Origin of the sequence: Actinosynnema sp. NPDC020468, from assembly GCF_040642015.1 — a bacterium.
Lineage (GTDB): Bacteria > Actinomycetota > Actinomycetes > Mycobacteriales > Pseudonocardiaceae > Actinosynnema.
Map to the genome: position 1 here is coordinate 125,109 of NZ_JBFAEO010000009.1, position 25,783 is coordinate 150,891.

A 25,783-nucleotide genomic window follows, 5' to 3' on the forward strand; every position below is an offset into this window, starting at 1 on the left:
TGCTCAGGAGACCGGCTGGTGGCCGTCGTTGTCCGGGTAGGCCTCCTCGCGGAAGAACCCGAGGGCCCGCATGACCGGGAAGTCGTTGAAGGAGAACAGGCACGCGTCCTCGGACCGGCTGGCGTTGGCGTGCTCGTGCCAGGCCCACGTCGGGACGCAGAAGATGTCGCCCTCGGTCCAGTCGATGCGCTGCCCCGCGACGACGGACGTGCCGCTGCCCTTGGCCGCGGTGTAGATCTTGGAGCCGACCTGGCGGTGCGCGAGGGTCGCCTCGCCCGGGCGGAGCAGTTGCATGTGGGCGCTCATGGTCGGCATCACCGAGCCGCCGGTCAGCGGGTTGCTGTACTCCATGATCACGCCGTCGTAGGGCGAGCCGTCGGTGGCCTTGGCGGCGTTGAGCAGCGCCTCGTAGGTCGGCTCCCACGGGTAGGCCAGCAGCGGCGAGTGGTTCTTGTGCCACGTGTCGCCGAACGGGCGCAGCTGCCCGGCGCCGTAGACGTGCAGCGAGGAGTTCGTGATCCCCTCCTGCTTCTGGTACACGTCCGGGTGAACCTCGTAGAACCCGGCGTCCATCGCGTTGACCAACGGGATGTCCAGGCCGTCCTGCCAGATGACCGGGCCGTCCTCGCCCTCGTTGCCGTGCTCGTGCCACGTCCAGTTGGGCGTGATCGCGAAGTCCCGCGGCCCGACCTTGAGCTTCTGGCCGTCCACGATCGTCCACGCGCCGGTGCCCTCGAGCACGAACCGCAGCGCCGCGGCCTGGTGCCGGTGCGCGGTCATCGACTCGCCCGGGCCCATCACCTGGAGTCCGCTGTAGAGCAGGCCGACCGTCGCCGCGATGTCCCGGCACAGCGGGTTGTACAGCGCGACGACCCGCCGGCCCGCGTCGTCGCCGCTCACCAGGCCCAGCGCCTCCAGCACGAGGGGGCGCAGGTCCCGGTAGGCCCACTTGACCGGCACGGACCGCGGTTGCGGGTACCAGGGCTCGATCTTGTTCGCGATGGTCCACAGCGCGCCCGCGTCGAGCCGTTCCAGCTTCTCGTAGTAGGCGCGGAGGTCCGCGGTGTCGGTCACGCGAGCCCGGCCGAGCACGTCGTCGCGGTTGGTCATGGCAGCACCTCAGCCACTCGGAGCGATATCTCGTCAGCTTGACGGACGTCACCATGGCGCAATATCGTTCGCGGTGTCAAGAGGCCTGGAGGAGTAGCGATGGCGACACCGGAATCCCGTCCGGAGGTGACGATCGAGCGCCGCGTCGAGTGGCACGACACGGACGCCGCCGGTCACCAGCACCACTCCGCGGTCCTGCGCTGGGTGGAGTCCGCCGAGGCGGAACTCCTGCGCGGCCTCGGTCTCGCCCACCTGTTCGGGCACGCGCCGAGGGTGCGGCACGAGGTGGACTACCGCGCCCGGCTGTGGTTCGGCGAGGTGGTCCGCACCCGGTTGTGGATCGCCCGGGTCGGGCGCTCCTCGCTGCGCTACGAGTTCACCGTGCGCGGCGAGTCGGGCGTGGCGGCGGAGGGCGCGCTGGTGATCGCCCACGTCGAGCCCGGCGCGCCCGGCGCGACGCCGTGGCCCGAGGACGTGCGGTCCACAGTGGCCGGACTCGTGGGGGTGGTCGACCGATGAGGGTCGCGGTGGTCGGCGGCGGGCCCGGCGGGTTGTACTTCGCCGCGCTGGCCAAGCGGCTCGACCCGGCGCGGGAGATCACCGTGTGGGAGCGCAACGCTGCCGACGACACGTTCGGCTTCGGCGTGGTGTTCTCCGACGAGACGCTGGACGCCATCGCGGACGCCGACCCGGTGGTCGCCGCCGCCATGGAGGCCGGTTTCGCGCGCTGGAGCGACATCGACATCCACTACCGCGGCGTGGTGCAGACCTCCGGCGGTCACGGGTTCGCCGCGATCGAGCGCAAGCGGCTGCTGCAACTGCTCCGCGACCGGTGCGCCGGGCTCGGCGTCGACGTCCGGTTCTCCACACCCGCGCCGGAGGTCGGCGAGCTGCGCCGCGAGTACGACCTGGTGGTGGCCGCGGACGGGGTGAACTCGGCGGTCCGCGCCGCGTACGCCGAGGTGTTCCGGCCCGCGCTGGACGAGCGGAGCTGCCGGTACATGTGGCTCGCGACCGACCGCGCGCTGGACGCCTTCACGTTCGTGGTGCGGGAAACCGGGTTCGGTCCGGTCCAGGTGCACGCGTACCCGTTCGACTCCGGCCGCAGCACGTTCATCGTGGAGCTGCCCGAGGAGACGTGGCGCGCCGGCGGGTTCCGCGAGTCGGGCGATCTGCCGCCGGGGCGCAGCGACGAGGAGGGCGTGGCCCGGTGCGCCGCGCTGCTGGAGGACTTCCTCGACGGGCACCGGTTGCTCACCAACAACTCCCGGTGGGTCCGGTTCACCACCGTGCGCAACGCGACGTGGCGGCACGGCAACGTGGTGCTGCTCGGCGACGCCGCGCACACCGCGCACTTCTCCATCGGCTCCGGCACCAAGCTCGCGATGGAGGACGCGCAGGCGCTGGCCGCCGCGCTGGAGACGGGCGAGGTCGAGCAGGCCCTGGCCCGGTACGAGGCCGAACGCCGTCCGGTGGTCGAGTCCACCCAGCGGGCCGCGCAGGCGAGCCTCGAGTGGTTCGAGACGATCGGGCACGCGGTCGGCCAGGAGCCGGAGCAGTTCGCGTTCAACCTGCTCACCCGCAGCCGCCGGGTGACCTACGACAACCTGCGGCTGCGCGACCCGGGTTACGTCGCCGGGCTCGACCGGTGGTTCGGCGGGCAGGACGCGCCGCCGCTGTTCCAGCCGTTCCGGCTGGGGGAGTCGGTGCTGCGCAACCGGGTGGTGTCCGCGCCGATCGCGCTCTACCGCGCCGAGGACGGTGTGGTGGGTGCCGCGGAACTCGTGCACCTGGCCGGGAAGGCGTTGGGCGGCAGCGGACTCGTGCTCGCCGGGATGACGGCGGTCAGCGCGACCGGCCGGGTGACGCGGGCGTGCGCGGGCCTCTACGCGGACGAGCACGTGGCGGCGTGGCGGCGGGTCACGGACGCCGTGCACGAGCACAGCGGGGCGCTGATCGGCGTGCAGCTCAACCACTCCGGCCGCAAGGGCGCCACGGAGGTGCCCTCGACCGGTTCGCTGGGCGGGCCGCTGCCCGACGGGTGGCCCGCGGTGGCGCCGTCGCCGCTCGCCTACGCCGGCCTGCCCGTGCCGCGGGAGTTGACCGAGCGGGACCTCGGCGTGCTGGTCGAGGAGTTCGCCGCGGCGGCCTCGCGCGCCGACGCGGCCGGGTTCGACGTGCTGGAGTTGCAGGCGGGGCACGGTTTCCTGCTGTCCACCTTCCTGTCCCCGCTGACCAACCACCGCGCGGACCGGTTCGGCGGCGACCTGGAGGGGCGGCTGAGCTTTCCCCTGGCGGTGCTGGACGCGGTACGGGCGGTGTGGCGGAAACCGTTGCTGGTCAGGGTGTCCGCGGTCGACTGGGCACCCGGTGGCACCACGCCGGAGGACGCGGTCCGGATCGCCGCCGCGTTCGCCGAGCACGGCGCGGACGGGATCGACGTGTCCAGCGGCGAGGTCGTGCCGCACGAGCGCCCGGCGTACGGCCGCGGCTACCAAACCCCGTTCGCGGCCCGGATCCGTGCCGCGACCGGCGTGCCGACGATCGCGGTGGGCGGCATCTCGGGCTACGACGACGCCAACTCGGTGCTGCTGGCGGGCCGAGCGGACCTGGTCGGAGTCGGCCGGGCACACCTGTACGACCCGTCGTGGACCCTGCACGCCGCCGCCGACCTCGACTACACGGGCCCGGGCGCCCCCTGGCCCGCGATCCACGCCGCAGGCAGTACGAAACCACCCACCGCGAGCCGGAACGGGTCGAGGCCGGGGGAGCACGCGCGCCGTGGCCGCTCGCCGGGGAGGTAGCGGCCCGGCCTGGGGAACGCGCCCAGGGAACGCGCCCAGGGAACGCGTCCGGGGAACGCGCCCGGGGAACGCGCCTGGGGAACGCGTCCGGCACCACCCGGAGGGCACGCCCGGCGTGCCGGTGGCGGTCCCGGGAAGCACGCCCGGCGGCTTCGGCCGGGAGCCTGAGGTTGCGGTGGTGGCTCGGCGGAGCGTGTGGGGTCACCCCGCTCGGGGGAGTGGGCCGGGGGAGTATGCCTGGCGGCTTCGGCCGAGGGGTGGTGGTCCGAGGGAGTGTGCCGGGTTGTGCCTCCTCCGGGAGGAGTGGGCCGGGGGAGCGCGTCGGCGGCTTCGCCGGGGGCGGCCTGGGGTTCCGGTGGTGGCCCAAGGGAGTGTGCCGGCGGAGTGCGCCGGCGGAGTGTGCCGGGACGCCATCGCGCGGGAGGGAGTGCCCGGGGTTGGTTTGGGGCAGCGTGCCAGGTGCCCTCGCCCAGGTGGTGGCTCGGGGTTCCGGTGGCGTCCGGCGAGTGCGCCCGGCGCCGGTGCCCCGGGAGGTGGCGGATCCGGGGTTCCGGTGTCCCTTGGAAGTCCGGGCGAGTCCGTCCGGCTCCGAATGCCGTGCGAAGTGCTGTGTGAAGTGCTGTGCGAGTGCCGTGCGAAGTCAGGAGGATCATGGACGAGTTCCCGCGGTTCACCGCCGCCGCCGTGCAGGCGTCGCCGGTGTACCTGGATCCGGCGGCGACCGTGGCCAAGGCGGCGTCGATCATCCACGAGGCGGCCGGGCGTGGTGCGTCGTTGGTGGTGTTCCCCGAGGTGTTCGTGGCCGGTTACCCGTACTGGAACTGGACCATGAACCCCGTCGACGGCTCGCCGCTGTACGAACGGCTCTACCGGGCGTCGATCGACGTGCCGGGTCCGCACGTGGACGTGGTGCGCGCCGCCGCCGCGGCTACCGGGACGACCGTCGTCATCGGGGTCAACGAGCGCGGCAGGCACAGCCTCGGCGTGCTGTACAACAGCGTGCTGACCATCGGTCCCGACGGCACGCTGATCGGTCGGCACCGCAAGCTCGTGCCGACGTGGGCGGAGAAGTTGACCTGGACGCCCGGTGACGGCAGCACGGTCGTGGTGCACCGCACCCCGATCGGCCCGCTCGGGGTGCTGGCGTGCGGCGAGAACACCAACACGTTGGCCCGGTTCTCCCTGCTGGCGCAAGGGGAACTGGTGCACGCGGCGAACTACATCGCGCTGCCCGTCGCGCCGGCCGACTACGACATGGCCGGCGCCATCGCGATCCGCACCGCCGCGCACGCGTTCGAGGGCAAGCTGTTCTCCATCGTCGCCTGCTCCACCATCACCGAGGAGATGATCGAGATCGCGGCCGCCGGCGACGAGACCACCGCCGCCCGCATGCGCCGCCCGAACAGCGCCCTGTCCGGCGTGTTCGGCCCGGACGGCAACCCGGTCACCGAACCCCTGGTGGACGAGGAGGGCGTCGTCTACGCGGAGATCGACCTGGCCCGCTGCATCCAGCCCAAGCAGATGCACGACATCATCGGCCACTACAACCGCTTCGACGTGTTCCGCCTGCACCACAACACCGCCGAAACCAGCCCACTGGCCCGGGAGCCGATCGCGCCGGGCCCGTTGACGGGTCCGTGGTCGGACGAGCCCTAGCCCAGTGCCGGCGCGACGGTCGCGGTGAGGTCGGTGAGCAGTCGGACGTTCTCCCGCACCCCGAACGCGGGCGGAAGGAAGAGGACGATCTCGTCGGCGGCGGCCAGGCCCGGGTCGGCCCGCACCGACGCGATCACCTCGTCGGGCGTGCCGTGGAACACCGGGCTGATCCGCGTGCCCGCCGGCAGGTCGGCCGTCACGACGGGGCTCAGCGCGCCCTTCGGGCGGGACGCGGCCATGCCCTCGGTCCGGCGCTGGAGGTCGTAGGCGGCGTAGGTGTCGGCCAGCGCGGACGTCGTGGCGGGCAGGATCGAGGCGGCCACGGCCACCGCCGGCGGCTCGGTGTGGTGCCTGTCCCGCCACGCCGAGCGGTAAGCCTCGATGAGGCGGGCCTGGTAGGCGCCGAACGACTCGCCCTCGGCCAGGTCGTGCAGCACGGTACCGGTGATCAGCCCGATGCCGAGTTCGGCCGCGCGCAGCGCCGAGTCGAGGCTCGCCGCGCCCTGCCGGACCCGGGACCGCAGTCCGGGGCTGTGCGGCGTGACCTTCAGCTCGGTGCCGACCGGCGCGCCCTGACCCGGTCCGTCCACGACGTGCAGCGCCTCGCCGCCGACCGCCGCGAGGAACCGCTCCTGCCGGCGCTCGGCCTCGGTCCGCGCGTCGGTGTCCACGCCGCCGAACACCGCGTCGAACGCGGCGTTGGCGCCGGTCGCGACGGCGAGTTCCAACCGTCCGCCCACCAGCAGGTCCGCGGTGCCCGCGGCCTCGGCCAGCAGGATCGGCTCCTGGTAGCGCATCGGCAGCACCGCCGTGCCGAGCGCGATGCGCCGGGTGTGCTGCCCGACGGCGGCCAGGAACGGCAGCGGCGAGGAGAGGTAGTGGTCGAAGTGCCGCTGGTAGACCCAGCCGGACTCGAACCCCAGCTCCTCGGCCGCGGCGAACAGCGCGATGCCGTCGCGGAGGCCGCGCTCCGGGCCGTGGTCGTCGCTGAACGACACCCGCGTGTTGAACCCGAACCGCTTCTTCGGGCGGAAATCGGCGGTCATGGACGTCCTTCCGCGACGGCGGCCCCGGCCGGGACCGACTCGACGAGCGTGCGGGTGTAGGGATCCCGCGGATGGTCGAACACCGCGCCGACCGGGCCGCTCTCCACGATCCGCCCGCGGCGCATGACCGACACGGTGTGCGCGAGCTGGCGCACCAGGGCCAGGTCGTGCGAGACGAACACGTAGGTGAGGCCCAGTTCGGCCTGGAGCGAGAGCAGCACCTCCACGATGCCCGCCTGCACGCTCACGTCCAGCGCCGAGGTCGGCTCGTCCAGCACGATCACGTCCGGGCGCAGCACCAGCGACCGGGCGATCGCGACCCGCTGCCGCTGACCGCCGGAGAGCGCGCCCGGCCGGCGGGACAGCAGGTCCTCGCCCAACCCCACCGAGCGCAGCGCCTCGCGCACCCGCTCCGCCCGCTCGCGCCGGGTGCCGACGCGGTACCGGTCCAGCGACTCGCCGACCAGCCGACCCACCGTCCACAGTGAATCCAACGAGGTGAACGGGTTCTGGTAGACCAGTTGCAGGTGCCGGCGAACGGCCCGGAGCGAGGCGTGCGACCGCCCGGTCACCTCCTCGCCCGCGACCTCGATGCGGCCGCGGTCGGGATCCTCCAGGCCGAGCAGCAGCCGGATGGTGGTGGTTTTGCCCGAGCCGGACTCGCCGACCAGCGCGTGCGTGGCACCGGTCGGCACGCTGAACGACACGTCGTCCACGGCGGTCAGCGGCCGGCCGTCGACCAGGAACGTCTTGGTCACCCCGGACACCTCGATCCGGGGCGGCCCGTCGGGGCGGTCGGCGTCGCGCAGGTGCGCGAACCGGTCCGGGTTGAGCGCCGGCACGTCGGCGTGCAGCCGCCGGGCGTAGTCCGACGCGGGCGTGGCGAACACCGTCGCGGTGTCACCCGCCTCCTGCACCACGCCGTCCTTGAGCACCACCAGGGAGTCCGCGCGCTCGGCGGCGATGGCCAGGTCGTGGGTGATCAGCAGCAGGCTGATGTCGAGGTCCTGCCGCAACCGCGACAGCAGGTCCAGGATCCGCTTCTGGATGGTGACGTCGAGCGCCGAGGTCGGCTCGTCCGCGACGATCAGCGCCGGCCGCGGCAGCACGGTCAACCCGATCAGCACCCGCTGGAGCATCCCGCCGGAGAGCTGGTGCGGGTACGAGTCGTAAACCCGCCGCGGGTCGTCCAACCCGACCTGGGCGAAGGTGTCCAGGACCAGGTCGCGGCGGCCGGCGGGCGACTCCTCGAGCAGCGCCGCGGCCTCCTTCGCCTGCGAGCCCACCGTGCGCACCGGGTTGAGCGCGTTGCCCGGGTCCTGCGGCACGAACCCGATGCGCCGGCCGCGCAACGACCGGAACCGGCGCTCGGGCAGCGACAGCACGTCCTGACCGTCGAACTCGACCACGCCCCTGGCCCGCCCGCCGGCGGGCAGCAGCCGCAGTACGGACCGGGCGATGGTCGACTTGCCCGAGCCGGACTCGCCGATCAGCGCCAGGCTCCCGCCGCGCGGCAACTCGAAGCCCACGTCGGTGACGACCTGGTGGTCCCCGTAGGCGACGGACAGTCCCGCCACCCGCAGCAGCGCCGCCGGGGTGGGCGTGCCGACGCGGTCGAGCGTCAGTCGGTCTTGCGTAGCCATCGGCTGATCCTGTTCACCGAGAGGACGGTCGTGATCGTGACGAGCGCGGGCGCGTAGATCAGCCACGGCGCCAACGGGTAGTCCTTGCCCACCGCGATGAGCAGGCCCCAGTCCGACGCCGGCGGCGGGTCGCCGTACCCGAGGAACGCCAGGCCCGCGATCAGCAGGATCGACAGCCCGAACTGGAGCACCGCGAGCGTCAGCACCGACTTGGAGGCGTTGGGCAGCACGTGCCGCAGCAGGATGTGCCACCGCGACCCGCCCTGGAGGTACGAGGCCTCCACGAACACCGCGCGGCGGATCTTGAGCACCTCCGACCGCATGACCCGGGCGAACACGCCCACCGCCGAGACACCGGTGGCGATGGCGGCGTTCACCGTCTCGAACCCGAGCGCGCTGACCACCACCACCGCGAGCAGGAACGACGGGATCGCCAGCAGCACGTCGACCAGCCTGGCCAGCACGACGTCGACCCAGCGGCCGATGAACCCGGCGAGCAACCCGGCCAGGCCGCCGACCACCACCCCGATGCCCACCGCGATCAGCGCGCTCGTCACCGACGACGCGGCGCCGTGCACGACCCGGGCGAACACGTCGCGACCCAGGTGGTCGGTGCCGAACCAGTGCGCGGCGCCCGGCGGGAGGAACTTGTCGGTCGGCACGCCGGCGGCCGGATCCTGACCGGAGAACAACCCGGGGAACAGCGACCACGCCACCACGACCGTCACCACGGCGAACGACACGACGACCGTCGGCGGCAGCGCGACCCGCCGGCGGCGGGCGAGAGGACGGGTGGACACGATGGCGGACACGCTCACGTCGTCACCTCCGCCCGCTCGCGCGGCCTGCCGTCACCGAGCCGGACCCGGGGGTCCAGCAGCGGGTACACCAGGTCGGCGAGCAGGTTCACCAGGACGAACACGACCGCGGCCAGCGTCACGACCGCTTGCAGCACCGGGAGGTCCTGCGTCGTCACGGACCGCTCCACGAGGCTGCCGATGCCGGTGCGCCCGAAGATCTGCTCGGTGATCACCGCGCCGCCGAGCAGTTCCCCGACGGTCAGCGCGATCACCGTGACGACCGGCAGCGCGGAGGGCTTGAGCAGGTGCCGCAGGAACAACCGGGTGCGGCCGAGCCCCCGGGAGAGCGCGACGGAGGCGTACTCCTGGCTGCCCTCGTGGTCGAGGTTGGCCACCAGCACCTCGGCGACCTGCGCGGACACCGGGATGCCCAGCGCGACGGCGGCGAAGAACGTCGCCGCGCCGCCCTCCGCGTCGATCACCTGGAACAGTCCCACCTGGAAGGCGAAGACGTTGATCAGCGCCAGGCCGATCACGAAGTTCGGCAGCGACAGGAACAGCGACGGGAACGCCCGCAGCACGCCCTGACCGCGGTTGCGCGGCAGGTGCCGCACGCCGAACCCGACGCCGAACGCCAGCAGCAGCGCCACCGCCAGTGCCGACGTCGCGAGCAGCACCGTCGACCCCAGCACCTCGCCGATCATGCGGGACACCGGGAGGCCGGACCTCAGCGAGACGCCGAGGTCGCCCGTCACGAACCGGGACAGCGATTCCCAGAGCTGCTCGTACACCGGTCGGTCGAGCCCGTAGTAGGACACGATCCGGTTGATCTCCTCCTCGGTGAACCCGTTGGACGGGTTGCGCAGCGTGGTGGTCACGGGGTCGCCGGGCAGCACGCTGATCACCACGAACGTGAACACGTACGCCAGCAGGATCACGACGAGCGCCTGGAGGACGCGCCGCAGCGCGTACTTCGCGTAGTCCCGGTTCATGCCGCGGCCGTCAGCCGAGCCAGGCGGTGTAGTAGTTCGCGTACGCCAGGCCGTTGTAGGTGACGTCGTGCAGCTTGGGCGACTGGAGGTAGACGCGCTGCACGATCTGGGTCAGCGGGACGAAGTAGCCCTGCTGGAGGACGTAACCCTGCAACTCGTCCAGCACGGGCTTGCGCTCGTCCACGCTCGCCGCCTTGGCCACCCGGCCCGCCAGGTCCACCAGCTTCTGGTCGCTCTGGCCGAGCCCGAACCAGTTCTCGCCCTTGTTGGCGTCGGTGAGCACGCCCGCCACCGTGCCCGCGTCGATGAAGCTCCGGGTGACCTCGTAGGCGACCACGCTCGGGCTGTTGACCTTGACCCGCTCGCCGAAGGTCACCACGTCGAACGCCTGGATGTCGACCTTGAACCCGATCTTCCCGAGCTGCTGCGCGACCAGTTCGTCCACCGACTTGGACGTCGCGAGGTACGGGTTCGCGTACAGGGTCAGCGTCAACTGCTTGCCGCCCTTGGCCCGCACGCCGTCGGCGCCCTTGGCCCAGCCCGCCTCGTCGAGCAGCTTGTTCGCCTTGTCGGCGTCGTAGGCGAAGTCCGCGCTGCGGTCGGTGGAGCCGGGAACGTTGCTCTGGAACAACGACTGCGCGGGCAGCCAGTCCGGGGTGTAGACGGTGGAGATGATCTCCTTGCGGTCGATGCCGTGCTGGAGCGCCTGCCGCACCTTCACGTCGTCGTACGGCGCGACCTTCGTGTTCAGCGCGTACCCGTTGACGAAGCCGAGGTAGCGCGGCGTCGCGGTGGTGAAACCCTGGTCCTTGAACGACTGGAGCTCCTGCGGCGACGGGTTGTAGGCCACGTCGGCCTGCCCGGACCGGACCGCGGAGGTGCGCAGCGACGGCTGGGCGACCTGCTTGTAGGTGATGGTGTCCAACCGCGCCGGACCCTGGTGCTTCAGCGCCGCGGGCGCCCAGTTGTAGTCGTCGCGCTTCTTGAGCACGACGCTGTCGCCCTGCTTCCACGACGACACCACGAACGGGCCGCTGCCGATGTCGTTGGCGAGGTCGGCCTGCTGTGCCGCGGGCAGCGCGATCGTCTTCGGCGAGATCAGGATCGAGCCGTGGTAGCCCAACGTCGGGACGAAGCCCAGCGTCGGCGCCTTGAACGTCACCTTCACCGTGGCCGGGTCGACCGCCTCGGCGTGGTCGTAGGTCTTCGGGAACAGGCCGATCGGGTTGATGCCCCGCGCCGGGTCGCCCTTGGACCAGATGTCCAGGTTGGCCACCACGGCGGCGGCGTCGACGGGCGTCTTGTCCGAGAACGTGACGCCCTTGCGCAGGTGCAGGGTGAACACCGTGGCGTCGGTGTTCTGCTCCCAGCTCTCCGCGACCCACGGGCTGACCTCGCCCTTGTCGTCCACGTAGACGAGCTTGTCGGTGACGTGGCCCCAGATGTGGCCCTGGAAGCTGGAAATGGCGCTGTTGTTGGGAATCCACGTGTCGCCGAGCGAGTCGATGAGGAACGTGACGGCGCCGCCCGACTTCGGCTCGGCGGAACCTCCCTGCTGCGCCGCGACCCCGGGTCCGCACGCGGCGAGGCCGACGACGGTGGCGAGGCCGACGATCATCCGCAGGGTGCGGCCGGGCGGGCGGACGCGGCGTGCCGCGCGGGAGGTCTTCACGGGCTTTCTCCTCGGGACGGGTGCGAGCCACCGGGACGGGCTCGCCACGAACCTAGGAGCGGGCCGACATCGGGGTCCAAGACGAAATGGGGATCGAATCCCATCGAGGAGTCTTATCGACGCGGACCGCCGCCCGGGCGGGCCCGTGGCTAGCATCGGTGTGGTGAGCCGGGAGACGAGTGCGCACTGGGGTACCTACCTGGTGGACGTGTCCGCCGACGGCCGGGAGGTCGTGGCGGCGCGGCCGCACGCGGACGACCCGGACGCCTCGCCCGCGATCGGCAACGTGGTCGACGCCCACCGGCACCGCTCGCGGGTCGCGAAACCGAGCGTGCGTCGCGGGTGGCTCGACCGCGGCCCCGGTCCGGACACCCGGCGCGGCGACCCGGACGAGGCCTACGTGGAGGTCGACTGGGACACCGCGCTCGACCTGCTCGCCGGCGAGCTCGACCGGGTGCGGTCCGAGTTCGGCAACGCGGCGATCTTCGGCGGCTCCTACGGCTGGGGCAGCGCGGGCCGGCTGCACCACGCGCAGGGCCAGCTGCACCGGTTCCTCAACGCGATCGGCGGGTACACCCGCTCGGTCAACGACTACAGCCGCGGCGCGAGCACGGTGCTGCTGCCGCACCTGATCGGGCCGCGCGCCGCGCTCGACCTGCGGAGCAAACCCGCCTCCTGGACCGACATCGCCGAGCACACCGACCTGCTCGTCAGCTTCGGCGGCGTGCGGCGGTCCAACACGTGGGTGGTGCCCGGTGGGCACGCCCGGCACGTCGGGTCCGAACTCGCCCGCGAGGTGGGCCGCACGACGCGGGTGGTGACGCTGTCCGCGCAGCGCGACGACGCGTTCGCCGACCTGGGCGCCGAGTGGGTGGGCGTCATGCCCGCGACCGACACCGCCGTGATGCTCGCGCTGATCCACGTGCTGGTGGTGGACGGGCTGGCCGACGAGGCGTTCCTGGCCGCCCACGCGGTGGGCGCGGACGAGGTGCGCCGGTACGTGCTGGGCGAGGCGGACGGGGTGCCCAAAACCCCCGAGTGGGCCGCGCGGCTCAGCCTGGTGCCGGCCGAGGTGATCCGGGACCTGGCGCACCGGATGGCGGCGGGGCGCACGCTGGTGAACGTCGTCTACGCGTTGCAGCGCGGCGAACGCGGTGAGCAGGCGATCTTCGCGGGGCTCACGCTGGCCGCGTTCCTCGGTCAGCTCGGCCTGCCCGGCGGCGGTTTCGCGCACGGCTTCGGCTCGATGGGCGACTACGGCGTGGGTGTCGCCGGCCCGCCGCTGCCGACGTTCCCGCAGGGCCGCAACCCGGTGCCGGACTTCATCCCGTGCGCCCGGATCACCGACCTGCTGCTGCGTCCCGGCGAGGAGATCCCCTACGACGGCGGTCGACTGCGGTTCCCGGACACCCGGCTCGCCTACTGGGCGGGCGGCAACCCGTTCCACCACCACCAGGACCTGCGCCGGCTGCGGCGGGGGTTGGCCCGGCTGGACACGTTCGTGGTGCACGAGACGCACTGGACGCCGACCGCCCGGCACGCCGACGTGGTGCTGCCGGTCGCGAGCACGCTCGAGCGCGAGGACGTGGCGGCGGGCGCGGGTGACAGCCGGTTGCGGGCCATGCCCCGGGTCGTGCCGCCGCACGGCGAGGCGCGCGAGGAGCTGTGGATCTACTCGGGGTTGGCGCGGCGGCTGGGCGTGGACTTCGCCGAGGGCCTGGACTCGCGGCGGTGGCTGGAGCGGATCTACGAGACGTGGCGCGCCGCGCCCTCGTCACCGCCCGCGCCGCCGTTCGCCGAGTTCTGGCGCGACGGTGGCGTCGACCTGCCCGGGATTCCCTACCGGGACACGGTGTTCGCCGCGTTCCGGGCCGATCCGGTCGGGCACCCGCTGGACACGCCGAGCGGTCGGGTCGAGCTGTTCTCGCCGACGCTGGCCGGTTTCGGGCTGCCGGACGTGGCGGGGCACGCGCAGTGGCGCGAGCCGACGCAGTGGTGGGGTTCGCCGCAGGCCGCGGAGTTCGACCTGCACCTGCTGTGCAACCAGCCGACGCACCGGTTGCACAGCCAGCTGGACATGGGCGCGGCCAGCCGCTCGACCAAGGTGGCCGGCCGCGAACCGGTGCGCCTGCACCCGACCGACGCCGCCGCGCGCGGGGTGGCCGACGGCGACGTCGTGCTGGTGCGCAGCGCGCAGGGGAGCCTGCTCGCGGGCGTGGTCGTCACCGACGCGCTGCTGCCGGGCGTGGCGTCGATGCACACCGGCGCGTGGTTCGACCCGAGCGCGCCGGAGATCGCCGACTGCGTCAACGGCAACGTCAACGTGCTCACCCGCGACGTGGGCACCTCGACGCTGACCCAGGCGACGAGCGGCGCGCACGTGCTGGTGTCGGTGACCCGGTACGACGGCCCGCTGCCCCCGGTCCGCGCCTACGACCCGCCGCCGCTGGAACCACGCTAGACGCCGGACACCCGGTCCCGCCACGGCCGGATGTCCTTGCGCCACAACGGGGTCACGGGTCAGCCGCCGAGCACCCGGCGGCCGGCGGCGAGCAGGGCGGTGTCCTCCTGCGGCGGGTGGACGCGGACGCACAGCACGTTGCGCAGGTGGCGCTCCAGCGGGTGGTGGCGGGACAGCGCGGGGTTGCCCAGGGCGGCGACGGCGGTCTGCACGGCGGTGACCACCGAGCGGGCGATCGCGACCTTGATCACCGACAGCTGCGGCAGCACGGACTCCTCGCCCGCCTCCAGGCGCAGCAAAGCGCCGTGCAGCAAGGTTTCCGCCTGCGCGATCCACAGGTCGACCTCGCCCGCGACCGACTGGATCCGCTCGGTCGTCGCGATGGGCCTGCCGAGCGCGGCGGGCACCCGGGAGTGGGCGAAGTCGGCGAACGCGCGCCGGGCCGCGCGGGCCACGCCGACGTAGAGCGCCACGTGGCCGAGGCTGCCCGGTCCGGCGGTGGCCGCCGGGTCGCGGTACACGCCGTCGGCGCCGCGCGGGATCTCCACGAACGCCTCCGGCGGGAGTTCCACGCCCTCGTAGGTCACGTCGTGGGTGTTCGACGCGCGCAACCCGAGGTGGTCCCACGTGTCGTGCCACGTGATGCCCGGCCGGTCGCCCGGCACCAGCACGTGGCCGACGCGCGGCGCGGCGGGATCGCCGTCCGGCTCGTCCGCGACCGCCCACACCACGTGGTAGGCCAGGGCCGTGCCGCCGGTCGCGTAGGCCTTGTGGCCGTCGAGCACCCAGCCCGACGCGGTGCGCCGCGCCGTCGTCTTCGGCAGGCCGCCGCGCGCGGGCGCGCCCAGGTCGGGTTCGGCGCGGATCGCGTTGACCGGCGCGGGTCCGACCGCCGAGCGGGCCAGCAGGTCGTCGTGGAACGCGGCCGGCCAGTGCGGGTTCGCGGCCTGGGAGGCGTGCGCCATCAGGGTGTTCGCCGCGATCAACGCGACCGACGGGTCGCCCTCGCCGAGCGCGGCGAGGATGCGGGCGGTGTCGCGCGGACCCGTTTCCGCGCCGCCGTGCCGCCGGGCGACGGTGGCGGTGAGCAACCCGGCGCGGTGGGCGACCGCGAGGCCCCGCACCGGGACGCCGGCGGTGCGGTCGTACTCGGCCGCGGTCTCGGCGATCTCGGCGGCGACCGCGGCCAGCGCGTCGTCGGTGAGGTCCGGCACGGGCAGGCGCACGTCGGTGTTCGTCACGCCCGACCCGCCGTCGCGTGCCGCCGGTACTCCTCGCCGTAGTTGCCGAGGTGCTCGGCCTGGAGCGTGCCGCGCCGACCGGTCGCCTCGCGGTGCGCGATCTCCTGGCGCACCAGGGGAAGCACGTGCCGGCCGTAGTCGACGGCGTCGGCGAGCGTGTCGTAACCCCGGATGCTGACGAGGTCCGCGCCGCGGTCGACGTAGTCCAGGATCGCGGCGGCCACCGTCTCCGGCGAGCCGACGAGCGCGGTCGACGCGCCGCCCGCGTTGGTGACGGCGGCGGTGCGGGTCCACAGCGCCCGGTCGTACAGCTCGGACTTCCGCGCGAACGACAGCGCGCGCTGCGAGCCGACGTTCTGCGGCGCGCCCTGGAGGAACCGCTGCTTGCCGTACGACGCCTTGGCGAACGTGTCCGCGATCTTGGCGACGTACTCGTGCGCCTTCTGCCAGGCCAACTCGTCGGTTTTCGCCACGATCGGCCGGAACGTCACCCAGATCCGGGGCGGCGTCGTGCGACCGGCGGCCCGCGCGATCCCGTGCACCCGCTCGATCTCGGCGCGCAGGTCGTCCAGCGGCTCGCCCCAGAAGCTGAAGATGTCCGCCTTCTCGCCACCCACCTGGAAAGCCTCGTCGGACTGGCCGCCGATGGAGATCGGGATCGGCGAGTCGTAGGGCGCGAAGCCGGGGCCGAAGTCGTCGAACCTGTAGAACTCGCCCTCGTGGCTGAACGGCGCGGGCTCGGTCCAGGCCCGGCGGAGCAGGTCGATGTACTCGGACGTGCGGGCGTAGCGGCGGTCCTTGGGCAGGTAGTCGCCCTGCCGGGCCTGCTCGGCGTCACTGCCGCCGGAGATCAGGTGGACGACCGCGCGGCCCTCGGTCAGCTGGTCGAGGGTGGCCAGCTTCTGCGCGCCGACCAGGGGGAAGGTGGTGTTGGGCCGCAACGCGACGATCGGCCGGATCCGCTCGGTGAGCTGGCCGACCGCGGAGGCGACCACGAACGAATCGGCGGAGTTGGCGCCGTAGGGGAGCAGCGTGTAGTCGTACCCGCCTTCCTCGAGGGAGCGGACGTAGGTGCGGAAGTACGCGAGGTCGATGCCCCGGGTGGGAATCGGGTTCAGCTCCGTCGACGGGTTCAGGTGCGACAGGCTGATGAACTCGACCCTGGACGAGGCGGTCTCGGGGATCTGCTGGTCGAAGGCGGGTGCGCTGGTCACGGCTCGAACGTAGGTCCGCGCCGACGCGGCCGTCCAAGACAAGAGCGCGATGGGTTCCGATAGCGCCGCGTTATGGACTCCCGCGGCGGGGGCGGGTCGTGGCGGTCGGAACGGGTCCGGGTGCCGACGCGCCTCCGGCCACCTTCGCGGTGCGGTGCGGCCGGGCCGTGGTCGAGGCTCAGTCGCCCTGGTCGGCGTGGTGCGGGCGCGTCGCCTTCGCGGTGGGCGGCCGTGGCCGACGCGCCTTTCCCCGTCGGCCACGACGAACGGCGGCGCGGGAGTGGTCACGCGCCCTGCGCGGCGTTGCCGGTGGCCGGCACGAGTTGGAGGTGCGGGCGTTGGGCGAAGAACTCGACGCCGGCGGCGAGCGCGGTCCGCTCCACGTCCGCGTCCAGCCCGCGGCGGGCGACCATGCGCAGGTGCGTGGTGCCCGCGTCGGGCAGGTCGCCGCACACGTTCAGCCCGGACGGGCGGCCGCCCGCGCTGGGCAGCAGCGCCACGCCCAACCCCGCGCGGACGCCCGCGAGCACACCCTCCAGGGTGGTCGACTGCGCGGCCACGTCCACGTGCCTGCCCTCGTCGGCGAGGATCGAGAGCGCGCGCTCGCGCAGGCCGCACGGCTCCTCGAACGCGATCAGCGGCCAGGTCTCGCCCGGCGTGGGCTGCGTCCAGCCGCGCGCGGTGTACCAGACCAGCGGCAGGCGGCCGACCAGGTGACCGGGACCCTGGCCGCTGGGGTCGAGCACGAACGCGAAGTCCACCACGCCCTTGCCGACGGCCTCGGCGAGCTGGGTGGACCGGCCGATCTCGAACCTCGTGGTGCAGTCCGGGAACGCCGACTGCAACGCCCTGATCAACTCGGGCAGGATCTGGCCCGCGCTGTGCTCGGTCGAGCCGACCACGATGGTGCGGCTCGGTTTCGCCTCCAGCCTGCGCAACGACGAGTCGTGCACCTCGATGATCCGCCGCGCCTCGGCCAGGACCCGCTCGCCCTCGTGGGTGAAGCGCATGTTGCGCCCGTCCCGCTCGAACAGCTTGCGCTTGAGCCCGCGTTCGAGCAGCCGGACGTGCTGGCTCAGCGCCGGCTGGCTGATGTGGCGCACCGCCGCGGCCTTGCCGAACCCGCCGCACTCGGCGATCGCGACCAGCGTGCGCAAGTGTTCGAGGTCGAGCGAGTTGGTCATGCCCCGATTAGAGCCGATCGGCCCCGGTTTCGAGATGCCTGACCGGCATGTGAGAACGCGACGTCACCGCTCTTGCCAACCAGCCGCGAAGCCCCCGGGCCTACCCCTCCAGTTCCGGCAGCGTCGCGCGGAGGTCGTCGTCGGTGAGCGACCTGGCGGGTTCGCCGACCGCCGCGGCACGGGCGATCCGGGCGAGCACGGCCGCGTTCGCGGGCGCTTCACGTCCGTGCAACCGGGCCAGCAGGACGATCTCCCCGTTGAGGAACTCCGACTCGACCGTCGCGCCGCGCACCAGGCTCTGCCACGTCGACCCGCCGCCGCGCTCGTGACCGGGGATCGGCCGCGACGCGAAACCCGACAGGTCCCGCGCGGTTTCCCCGACCAGGTCCGCGACCCGGATCCCGGCCGCCGCGAACACCTCCCGGGCCTCCCGCCGCAGCAGTTCGGCCGCCCGGTCGCGCAGCGGGCTCGCCGGGAACAGCGCGTCCAGCGCGTTGGGCAGGATCGACACCAGCTTGCCCGCCTTGAACGGCACGACGTCCGGCACGATCTCGGTCAGCAGGTCGGCGTCGGCGAAATCGGCCGCGAGGTCCGCCAGCGCCGGGTGGCCGCCGGTCGGGTAGCGGCCGATCCAGAACACGCCCGCGATCGGCGCGGCCGGTGACACGACCTCGCCCGCCGCCACGTGGCTCGACGGCGACCACGACACCGCGCCGAACACGGTGCCGAAGCGCCGCAACGCGCTGCGCTCGGCGTCGAGCCCGTTCTGCACCGTCAGCACGGGCAGCTCGCCCGCCGCCACCCCGCCGCCGACCGGTTGCCACGCCCACGCCGCGAGCGCCGCGTCCGCGTCCTGGGTTTTCGTCGCCAGCACGAGCAGGTCGTCCGGCTTGAGCCCCAACTCGCCCGGCTCGCCGACCACGGGCAGTCGCACGGTCGTCACGCCGTCCGGCCGGATGTAGCGCAACCCGTTGGCGCGCAACGCCTCCAGGTGCGCGCCCCGAGCCGCCAGCACGACCTCGCGGCCGGCCAGGTGCAGCTGCGCGGCGGTGGTGGCGCCGACCGCGCCCGCGCCGATCACCACGTAGCGGGTCACGACACCTCCACCCGTTCGACGGCCGGCAGGTCCGCGCCGAGCCGCAGTCGTTCCAGGAAGCGGACGACGAGCGCGGCGGCGGTGCGGTGGGTCTGGTTGTTCAGCGCGTCGTGCGCGGTGCCCGCGAGGCTGACCAGCTCACCGTGCGGCAGCCGGGCGAACCAGTTCCGCGCGTCGTCCACTGTGGACACCACGTCGTCCGCGCCGTGCACGCCGAGCACCGGGACGTCGACGAGCGACGGGGTCGCGCGGTCGGCCCAGCCCTCCGGCGGCGCGGTCCACAGCGCGCCGCGCCGGAACTCCGGGTCCTCGGCCAGCCGGTTGCGGTGCGTGGGGCACGTCGTGCGCGCCTCCAACTCCGCCTCCCAGTCGGGTGCGTCCGCGGGCGCGGACCCGGCCGGCAACCCGGCGAGCACCAGCCCGGCCGCCGGCACGGTCCGCTCGGCGACGAGCAGCGCCGCGAACAGCGCGCCGGTGTCGGAACCCAGGAGCACGTGCGGCCCGGGCGCGTCCTCGGTGAGCAGGTCCCGGACGGCCGCGGTGGCCGCCTCCGGGTCCCGGGTCGGGTCGTCCAGCACCCGGACGCGGTAGGCGTCGAAGGCCAGCCGCAGGCCGAGGCGCTCGTAGACGGCGGCGTCCTCGCCGCGTCCGGGCAGCACCACGACCGTGCCGCGGGGGGCGAGGTGGGGCGGGTTGTCGTAGGAGGTGGTCATGCGGGGGCTCCGGGTTCGGTGGAGGTGCGCCGGGTGTCGGTCATCGGACGGCTTTGCCGGGATTGAGCACCCCGGCGGGGTCGAACACCGCTTTGACCCGGCGGTGCAGGTCGAGCAGCGGCTCACCCAGTTCGGCGGCGAGCCAGGGCCGTTTCAGCACACCGACGCCGTGCTCGCCGGTGAGCGTGCCGCCGACGGCGAGGGCGTGCTCGAAGATCGCCGCGACCGCGCGGTCGACCTGCTCGGGCGGCGCGCTGTCGGCGGCGACGATGGGGTGCAGGTTGCCGTCGCCCGCGTGCGCGAAGACGAAGATCCGCACCCCGGTGCGGTCCGCGATCGCGCCGATCTCGGTGATCGACTCGGCCAGGCGCGACCGCGGCACGGCGATGTCCTCGATCAGCACCCGCCCGTGCCGCTCGATCGCGGGCAGCGCGGCGCGGCGGGTCGCGACCAGGCGGTCCGCGACCTCCGGGTCGGTCGTGGTCTCGAACGCGGTGGCGAGCGGACGCACGACCCGGTCGACCTCGGCCATCTCGGCCTCCGCGCCGTACCCGTCGGTCTGCACCAGCAGGAACACCTCGCCGCGGGTGTGCAGGTCGGTGCCCCGGGCCTGGTCGATCGCCACCAGCGTGGCCTGGTCGAGCAGTTCGGCGGTGGACGGCCGCAACCCGCGGCGCTGCACCGCGGTGACGGCCGCGACGGCGTCCCGCGCGGTGGCGAAGAACGCGGCGGCGGTGGCGGTCGAGGTCGGCAGCGGCGACAGGCGCACGGTCGCGCCGACGATCACCCCGAGGGTGCCCTCGGAGCCGACCAGCAGGCCGGTGAGGTCGTAGCCGGTGACGCCCTTGATGGTGCGCCGCCCGGTGCGGACCAGGGTTCCGTCGCCCAGCACCGCGTCGACGGCGAGCACCGCGTCCCGGGTCACCCCGTACTTCACGCAGCGCAGCCCGCCCGCGTTGGTGGCGATGTTGCCGCCGATGGTGGAGAACGCGGCGCTGGCCGGGTCGGGCGCGTACCGCAGCCCGTGCGCGGTCGCGGCGGCGTCCAGGTCGGCGGTGATCACGCCGGGCTCCACGACCGCGATCGCCTCGTCCGGCAGCAGTTCCACGATCCGGTCGAGCCCGGACAGGTCCAGCACGATCGACCCGGCGCCTGCGAGCGCGCCGCCCGCGACACCGGAACCCGCGCCCCGGGGCACGACCGGCACCCCGTGCCGCGCGGCGTGGGCCACCGTGCGCCGCACGTCCTCGACGTTCTTGGCGAACACCACCAGGTCCGGCACCCCGTCGGGCACCGCGCCCGAGCGGTCGACCGACACCCTGGCCAGCTCGTCGGGATCGGTCGACCAGGCCGCGAGGCCGGCGGTGAGCGCGGTGAGGCTCACCGGGACCCCGTCGCGACCGGGCGGTCCGGGTCGCTCGACCACTGGGACCACGAGCCGGGGTAGAGGGCCGCGTCGATGCCCGCGATCCGCAGCGCCGCCACGGTGTGCGCGGCCGTGACGCCCGACCCGCAGTACACCGCGACCGCCTCGCCCGCCCGCACGCCCAGCGCGGCGAACCGCTCGCGCAGCGCCTCGGGGGCGAGGAACGCGCCGTCCGCGCCGAGGTTGTCGCCCGTGGGCGCGCTGACCGCGCCGGGGATGTGGCCCGCCCTGGGGTCCACCGGCTCGACCTCGCCCCGGTACCGCTCGCCCGCCCGCGCGTCGAGCAGCACCCCCGGCCACGCCGCCGCCTGGTCGATGTCGATGGCCTTCAGCCCGCCGCCGGTGAGCGTCGCCGTGCCCGGCTCGGGCGTCACCGCGCCGGTTTCCAGCGGGTACCCCGCCGCGACCCACGCGGCCAGCCCGCCGTCGAGCAGCCGCACGTCCACGCCCGCGTCGCGCAGCAGCCACCAGGCGCGCGCGGCGGACAGGTTGCCGATGTCGTCGTACGCCACGACCACGTCGCCGTCGTGGACGCCCCAGGACCGGACCGCCTCCTGCAACGCGGCGCGGTCGGGCAGCGGGTGCCGGCCGTCGCCCGGACCGGGGTGCGCGGCCAGGGTCGACTCCAGGTCCACGTAGACCGCGCCCGGGACGTGGCCCTCGGCGTGCGCGGGACGGCCGTCCGGGACGCCCAGCCGCCACCGGACGTCGAGCAGTCGGACGTGGTCGAGCCGGTCGTGCAGCTCGGCTGCGGAAATGGTGACGGTCACGCCCGAAATGCTAGGCGCGACCCACCCCCGAGCACCGTTCGCAATCTCCGATCGCGACCGATCAGGAATCGTGATCCACCGGCGGCGGGGATGCGGACGAGGTCGCGGTGGTGGAAGGTGCAAGGGGGTCCTGACGGGTGGGAGTGCTCGACAGGCGATCACCGGATCGATACTTTCCGTGATCGAACTGGGGGTGGGGCATGGTCAAGGAACTGGATCGGCGGTCGTTCCTCGTGGTCGCCGGACTTCTCGGGCTCGCGGCGTGCGGGTCCGACACGGGGCGCGGCGGATCGGCCAAGGGGACGCTGAGCCACTGGTACCACGCGTACGGCGAGGACGGGGTGCAGGAGGCGGTGCGCCGCTACGCCGCCGCGTACCCGAACGCCGAGGTCGAGGTGCAGTGGAACCCGGGCGACTACGACTCGAAGGTGCTGACCGCGTTGCAGAACAGCGCGGTGCCGGACGTGTTCGAGGCGCAGGTCAAGGTCGACTGGGTGCGGCAGAAGCAGGTCGTGCCGCTGGACGACGTGCTCGGCGACACCCGCGACGACTTCGTGCGCACGCTGCTCGACGCGCAGACCGTCGACGGCAGGCTCTACGGGGTGCCGCAGGCCATCGACACCCAGGTGCTGTTCTACCGGCCGAGCCTGCTCGCGAAGGCGGGCGTCACGCCGCCGAAGTCCGTGGACGAGCTGGTCGACGCGGCGAAGCGGCTCACCTCGGGCGGCGTCCGCGGCCTGTTCGCCGGCAACGACGGCGGCGTCGCGGTGCTCACCGGCCCGCTGCTGTGGGCCGCCGGGTTGGACTTCCTGTCCCAGGACGGCAAAGCACCCGGTTTCGACGACCCGCGCGCCGCGACCGTGTTCGGCAGGCTGCGCGACCTGCACCAGGGCGGCGGGCTGCTGCTCGGCGCGCCGACCGACTGGGCCGACCCCGGCGCGTTCGTGGACGGGCTGGTCGCCATGCAGTGGACCGGGTTGTGGAACCTGCCGAAGATCACCGCGGCCCACGGCGCGGACGTCGGCGTGCTGGCGTTCCCGCGGCTGGACGCGAACGGCGCGGACTCGGTGCCGGTCGGCGCGTTCAGCGCGATGGTGAACGCGCGCAGCGCCGACGTGGAGGCGGCCAAGGCGTACGTGAAGTGGCTGTGGGTCGAGAAGACCGACTACCAGACCGAGTTCGCCACCGCGTTCGGCTCGCACCTGCCCGCCCGGGAGAGCCTGGCGGCCAAGGCCGAGCCGCTGCGCTCCGGTCCGGGCAAGGAGATCGTCGGCTTCGTCACCGCCGGCGGTCGCATCGCGAGCCCGGCCCGGTGGTCGGCGCGCGCCAACACGGCGCTGTCCGACGCGGTGTCCCGGATCGCCCGCGAGGGCGCGCAACCCGCGGGCGAGCTCCGCGCGGCGCTGGACGTGGCGCGGGACGAGATCGCGCGGCTGGATCGGTGAGCCGCCGGCGCGCCGCGCTCGCGTTCTGGCTGTTCGTCGGCCCGTTCGCGGCGGGCCTGCTGGTCTTCACCTACGTGCCGATCGGCTGGAGCGCCTACCTGAGCCTGTTCGACGCGCGCAACACCGTGACGCCGACCGAGTTCGTCGGGTTCGCCAACTACGCGGACGTGCTGACCGACCGGGCGTTCCTGGACAGCATCGGCACGTTCACCGTGTTCGCCGCGGCGATCATCCCCACCACGGTGGTGCTCGCGCTGGTGCTGGCCCTGCTGGTGGACCGGGTCCCGGTGGCGCGGGCGTTCTTCCGGTCGGTGTTCTTCCTGCCGTTCGCCTGCTCCTACGTGGTCGCCGCGCTGGTGTGGCGGATGTCGTTGTTCTCCGGCCTGGACAGCGGAGTGGCGAACACCGTGCTCGGCTGGTTCGGAGGGGAACCCCAGGCGTGGATCGGCACCGTGCACCCGCCGCTGTACTGGGTCGTGCTGGTGACCGCCCGGCTGTGGCTGCAACTGGGCTTCTACCTGATCCTGTTCCTCGCGGCGCTGCAACGGATTCCGGCGCACCTGTACGAGGCGGCGTGGACCGACGGCGCGTCGCCCGGGTGGCAGACCTTCCGGCACGTGACGCTGCCCGGGTTGCGCGGCGCGCTGGTGGCCGTGCTGACGCTGAACCTGATCAACGCCTACCAGGCGTTCGACGAGTTCTACAACATCCTCGGCGACTCGCGCGGCTACCCGCCGTTCGCCCGGCCGCCGCTGGTCTACCTGTACTACACCTCGCTCGGCTCCGGCGGGCAGGACCTGGGTCGCGGCAGCGCGGGCGCGGTCGTCCTCGCGCTGGTGATCGCGCTCGCCACCCTGCTGTCCGGCCGGGTGTTCCGGAAGGCGGACTGATGCTCCCCGTCGGGTACTCCCGCACCACCGCGGGCAGGCTGGCCGCCGTCGCGCGCTGGGCGGCGCTGCTGGTGGCCGCGGTGCTGTTCCTGCTGCCGTTCGCGCTGCTGGTCCGGGACGGCCTCGGCACCGGGTGGTCCACTGTGGAGGGTGTGTTCGCGGACGACCGGGTGCCGTTCGCGCGCAGCCTGCTGAACTCGACGGTGATCGCCGTGCTCCAGACGGCGGGCCAACTGCTGCTCTGCTCGTTGGCGGGCTACGGGCTGGCCCGGGTGCCCTACCGGCACTCCTCGGCCGTGCTCTACGCGGTGGTGGCGACGCTGATGGTGCCGACCTCGGTGACGTTCGTGCCGAGCTTCGTGGTGGTGTCGAGCCTGGGCTGGCTCTCGGACCTGCGCGGCCTGGTGGTGCCCGGCCTGTTCAGCGCGCTGAACGTGTTCCTGTTCCGGCAGTACTTCCTGGACTTCCCGGTCGCGCTGGAGGAGGCGGGCCGGCTCGACGGCCTGTCCCGCTGGGGGGTGTTCTGGCGCGTGGTGGCGCCGAACTCGGGCCCGTTCTTCGCCGCGATCGCGGTCATCGACTTCATCGGCAGCTGGAACCAGTTCCTGTGGCCGCTGATCATCGCCCAGGACTCCTCCACCTGGACGGTCCAGGTCGCGCTGTCCAGCCTGCTCACCGCGCAGAACCCCCGGGTGACGCTGCTGTTCGCGGCGGCCGCGGTGTCGCTGCTGCCGATCGTGCTGGTGTTCGTGCTGCTGCAACGCCACCTGGTCCGCGGTGTCACCGAAACCGGTGTGACCGGCTGACGTCGTGCCCGCGTGGCACGTCCGCGCCGGGTCGGCCCGTGGGAGACTGGAGGGGCCGGCCCGACGCGGACGTGGTCAGACCGCGGCCTTCGCCGGTGCCTCGTGCACGCCGCGCTCGTCGGGGCCGTTCGTCGTGCCGGTGCGCGCCGGGCTGCTCCAGAAGCGCTGGACCGCCGCGCGCTCGGCCGCGTTGGGGTTGGGGTTGTCGCAGCGCCCGCCCGCCATCACCTTGTCGCAGTTCCCGATGTCCGACGGGTGGTTCAGGCTCAGGATGTGGCCGAACTCGTGCACGATCACCCGCAGCGTGCCCGCGCCGGACTGGGTGATCTGGTTGCGGTAGAAGTAGATCTGGCCGCGGGTGCAGCCCACGCAGCTCGCGGTGCCCGGCGCGGAGCCGTTCTGCGCGGTGGTCACCGTGACGCCGCCCGAGCCCTTGACCAGCCGGACGCTGGTCACGCCGTTGTTCCAGATCTGGGCGGCCTGGTCGACCTGGGGCGCGAGTTCCGCGGCCCGGGACGAGTCGTAGTAGATGGTGCGGACGGCCTGCGCCGGCGCGGCGATCGCGGTCGGCGCGGCGACCGACCCGATCGCGACGCCGAGCGCGACCAGGGCAGGGACGAGTTTCAGTCGGAACACGGGGTGACTCCCTCCGCCGTGCGGCGGTCGGATGTGCAGGGGACGGACGCGCGCGGGGGAGAGGGTCCGGCGCGTCCGGTCACCCCACCGTAGGGCACGCGGTGATCGGCCCGGGAGATCACACCAGCGCATAACACCGCGGCCGACGGCGCCCCGCACCCTCCACTGTGGACGCTGC

21 protein-coding genes are annotated in these 25,783 nt (G+C 73.4%); 7 read left to right on the forward strand and 14 right to left on the reverse strand.

What is annotated here, in order from left to right; translation table 11 throughout:
- Positions 1–3 precede the first annotated feature (3 nt).
- Positions 4–1,110, reverse strand: a complete 1,107-nt coding sequence (locus tag AB0G50_RS09890; protein ID WP_360104575.1) for a cupin domain-containing protein — start codon at positions 1,108–1,110, stop codon at positions 4–6.
- A gap of 99 nt (positions 1,111–1,209) precedes the next feature.
- Between AB0G50_RS09890 and AB0G50_RS09895 the strand changes: the two genes are divergently transcribed.
- The 3 genes from AB0G50_RS09895 (at position 1,210) to AB0G50_RS09905 (ending at position 5,570) form a co-directional block, all read left to right on the forward strand.
- Positions 1,210–1,629 carry a thioesterase family protein gene (locus AB0G50_RS09895; protein ID WP_360104578.1) on the forward strand — a complete coding sequence of 140 codons (420 nt, stop codon included), beginning with the start codon at positions 1,210–1,212 and terminating at the stop codon, positions 1,627–1,629.
- Positions 1,626–3,914 carry an FAD-dependent monooxygenase gene (locus AB0G50_RS09900; RefSeq protein WP_360104581.1) on the forward strand — a complete coding sequence of 763 codons (2,289 nt, stop codon included), beginning with the start codon at positions 1,626–1,628 and terminating at the stop codon, positions 3,912–3,914. Before AB0G50_RS09895 ends, AB0G50_RS09900 begins: the two co-directional genes overlap by 4 nt.
- Positions 3,915–4,565: 651 nt before the next feature.
- Positions 4,566–5,570, forward strand: coding sequence for a carbon-nitrogen hydrolase family protein (locus AB0G50_RS09905; RefSeq protein WP_360104584.1), 1,005 nt, complete (start codon positions 4,566–4,568; stop codon positions 5,568–5,570).
- Here AB0G50_RS09905 and AB0G50_RS09910 read toward each other — a convergent pair.
- From AB0G50_RS09910 to AB0G50_RS09930, 5 genes are read right to left on the reverse strand one after another with little or no spacing between them, the layout of a single operon-like run.
- Positions 5,567–6,616 carry an LLM class flavin-dependent oxidoreductase gene (locus AB0G50_RS09910; protein WP_360104587.1) on the reverse strand — a complete coding sequence of 350 codons (1,050 nt, stop codon included), beginning with the start codon at positions 6,614–6,616 and terminating at the stop codon, positions 5,567–5,569. The genes AB0G50_RS09905 and AB0G50_RS09910 overlap by 4 nt on opposite strands.
- A complete protein-coding gene (locus AB0G50_RS09915; protein WP_360104590.1) occupies positions 6,613–8,259 on the reverse strand; it encodes an ABC transporter ATP-binding protein in 1,647 nt (548 codons plus the stop codon). Before AB0G50_RS09915 ends, AB0G50_RS09910 begins: the two co-directional genes overlap by 4 nt.
- Positions 8,238–9,077, reverse strand: coding sequence for an ABC transporter permease (locus AB0G50_RS09920; RefSeq protein WP_360104593.1), 840 nt, complete (start codon positions 9,075–9,077; stop codon positions 8,238–8,240). Before AB0G50_RS09920 ends, AB0G50_RS09915 begins: the two co-directional genes overlap by 22 nt.
- Positions 9,074–10,051, reverse strand: a complete 978-nt coding sequence (locus tag AB0G50_RS09925) for an ABC transporter permease (protein WP_360104596.1) — start codon at positions 10,049–10,051, stop codon at positions 9,074–9,076. Before AB0G50_RS09925 ends, AB0G50_RS09920 begins: the two co-directional genes overlap by 4 nt.
- Positions 10,052–10,061: 10 nt before the next feature.
- Positions 10,062–11,723 (reverse strand): ABC transporter substrate-binding protein, encoded by a 1,662-nt coding sequence (locus AB0G50_RS09930; protein ID WP_360104599.1) that lies wholly within the window; start codon positions 11,721–11,723, stop codon positions 10,062–10,064.
- Positions 11,724–11,886: 163 nt separating this feature from the next.
- Between AB0G50_RS09930 and AB0G50_RS09935 the strand changes: the two genes are divergently transcribed.
- A complete protein-coding gene (locus AB0G50_RS09935) occupies positions 11,887–14,184 on the forward strand; it encodes a molybdopterin-dependent oxidoreductase (protein WP_360104602.1) in 2,298 nt (765 codons plus the stop codon).
- Positions 14,185–14,243: 59 nt separating this feature from the next.
- Here the strand turns inward: AB0G50_RS09935 and AB0G50_RS09940 are convergent, their stop codons facing one another.
- The 7 genes from AB0G50_RS09940 to AB0G50_RS09970 form a co-directional block, all read right to left on the reverse strand.
- Positions 14,244–15,425 (reverse strand): acyl-CoA dehydrogenase, encoded by a 1,182-nt coding sequence (locus AB0G50_RS09940; protein ID WP_360104605.1) that lies wholly within the window; start codon positions 15,423–15,425, stop codon positions 14,244–14,246.
- Complete coding sequence (locus AB0G50_RS09945) at positions 15,422–16,639, reverse strand: LLM class flavin-dependent oxidoreductase (RefSeq protein ID WP_360104608.1); 1,218 nt, start codon at positions 16,637–16,639, stop codon at positions 15,422–15,424. Before AB0G50_RS09945 ends, AB0G50_RS09940 begins: the two co-directional genes overlap by 4 nt.
- 284 nt (positions 16,640–16,923) lie before the next feature.
- The gene (locus tag AB0G50_RS09950; protein WP_360104611.1) at positions 16,924–17,823 is read right to left on the reverse strand and encodes a LysR family transcriptional regulator; all 900 of its coding nucleotides are present in this window, start codon (positions 17,821–17,823) and stop codon (positions 16,924–16,926) included.
- Between the two features lie 100 nt (positions 17,824–17,923).
- On the reverse strand, positions 17,924–18,919 hold the full coding sequence (locus AB0G50_RS09955) for a 2-dehydropantoate 2-reductase N-terminal domain-containing protein (protein WP_360104614.1): 996 nt from the start codon (positions 18,917–18,919) through the stop codon (positions 17,924–17,926).
- Positions 18,916–19,632 carry a lysophospholipase gene (locus tag AB0G50_RS09960; protein ID WP_360104618.1) on the reverse strand — a complete coding sequence of 239 codons (717 nt, stop codon included), beginning with the start codon at positions 19,630–19,632 and terminating at the stop codon, positions 18,916–18,918. The genes AB0G50_RS09955 and AB0G50_RS09960 overlap by 4 nt, the downstream gene beginning before the upstream one ends.
- 40 nt (positions 19,633–19,672) lie before the next feature.
- Positions 19,673–21,016, reverse strand: a complete 1,344-nt coding sequence (locus AB0G50_RS09965) for an FAD-linked oxidase C-terminal domain-containing protein (protein WP_360104621.1) — start codon at positions 21,014–21,016, stop codon at positions 19,673–19,675.
- A complete protein-coding gene (locus AB0G50_RS09970; RefSeq protein WP_360104624.1) occupies positions 21,013–21,828 on the reverse strand; it encodes a sulfurtransferase in 816 nt (271 codons plus the stop codon). Before AB0G50_RS09970 ends, AB0G50_RS09965 begins: the two co-directional genes overlap by 4 nt.
- A 200-nt stretch (positions 21,829–22,028) precedes the next feature.
- On the opposite strand from AB0G50_RS09970, the gene AB0G50_RS09975 reads away from it, so the two are divergent.
- The 3 genes from AB0G50_RS09975 to AB0G50_RS09985 are packed head-to-tail and all read left to right on the forward strand — an operon-like array spanning position 22,029 to position 24,969.
- The gene (locus AB0G50_RS09975) at positions 22,029–23,273 is read left to right on the forward strand and encodes a sugar ABC transporter substrate-binding protein (protein ID WP_360104627.1); all 1,245 of its coding nucleotides are present in this window, start codon (positions 22,029–22,031) and stop codon (positions 23,271–23,273) included.
- A complete protein-coding gene (locus tag AB0G50_RS09980; RefSeq protein ID WP_360104630.1) occupies positions 23,270–24,163 on the forward strand; it encodes a sugar ABC transporter permease in 894 nt (297 codons plus the stop codon). The genes AB0G50_RS09975 and AB0G50_RS09980 overlap by 4 nt, the downstream gene beginning before the upstream one ends.
- Positions 24,163–24,969: a carbohydrate ABC transporter permease gene (locus AB0G50_RS09985; protein WP_360104633.1), complete on the forward strand. Its 807-nt coding sequence runs from the start codon at positions 24,163–24,165 to the stop codon at positions 24,967–24,969. The genes AB0G50_RS09980 and AB0G50_RS09985 overlap by 1 nt, the downstream gene beginning before the upstream one ends.
- Before the next feature lie 75 nt (positions 24,970–25,044).
- Here AB0G50_RS09985 and AB0G50_RS09990 read toward each other — a convergent pair whose 3' ends face one another.
- Positions 25,045–25,605, reverse strand: coding sequence for a snapalysin family zinc-dependent metalloprotease (locus AB0G50_RS09990; RefSeq protein ID WP_360104636.1), 561 nt, complete (start codon positions 25,603–25,605; stop codon positions 25,045–25,047).
- Positions 25,606–25,783 lie beyond the last annotated feature (178 nt).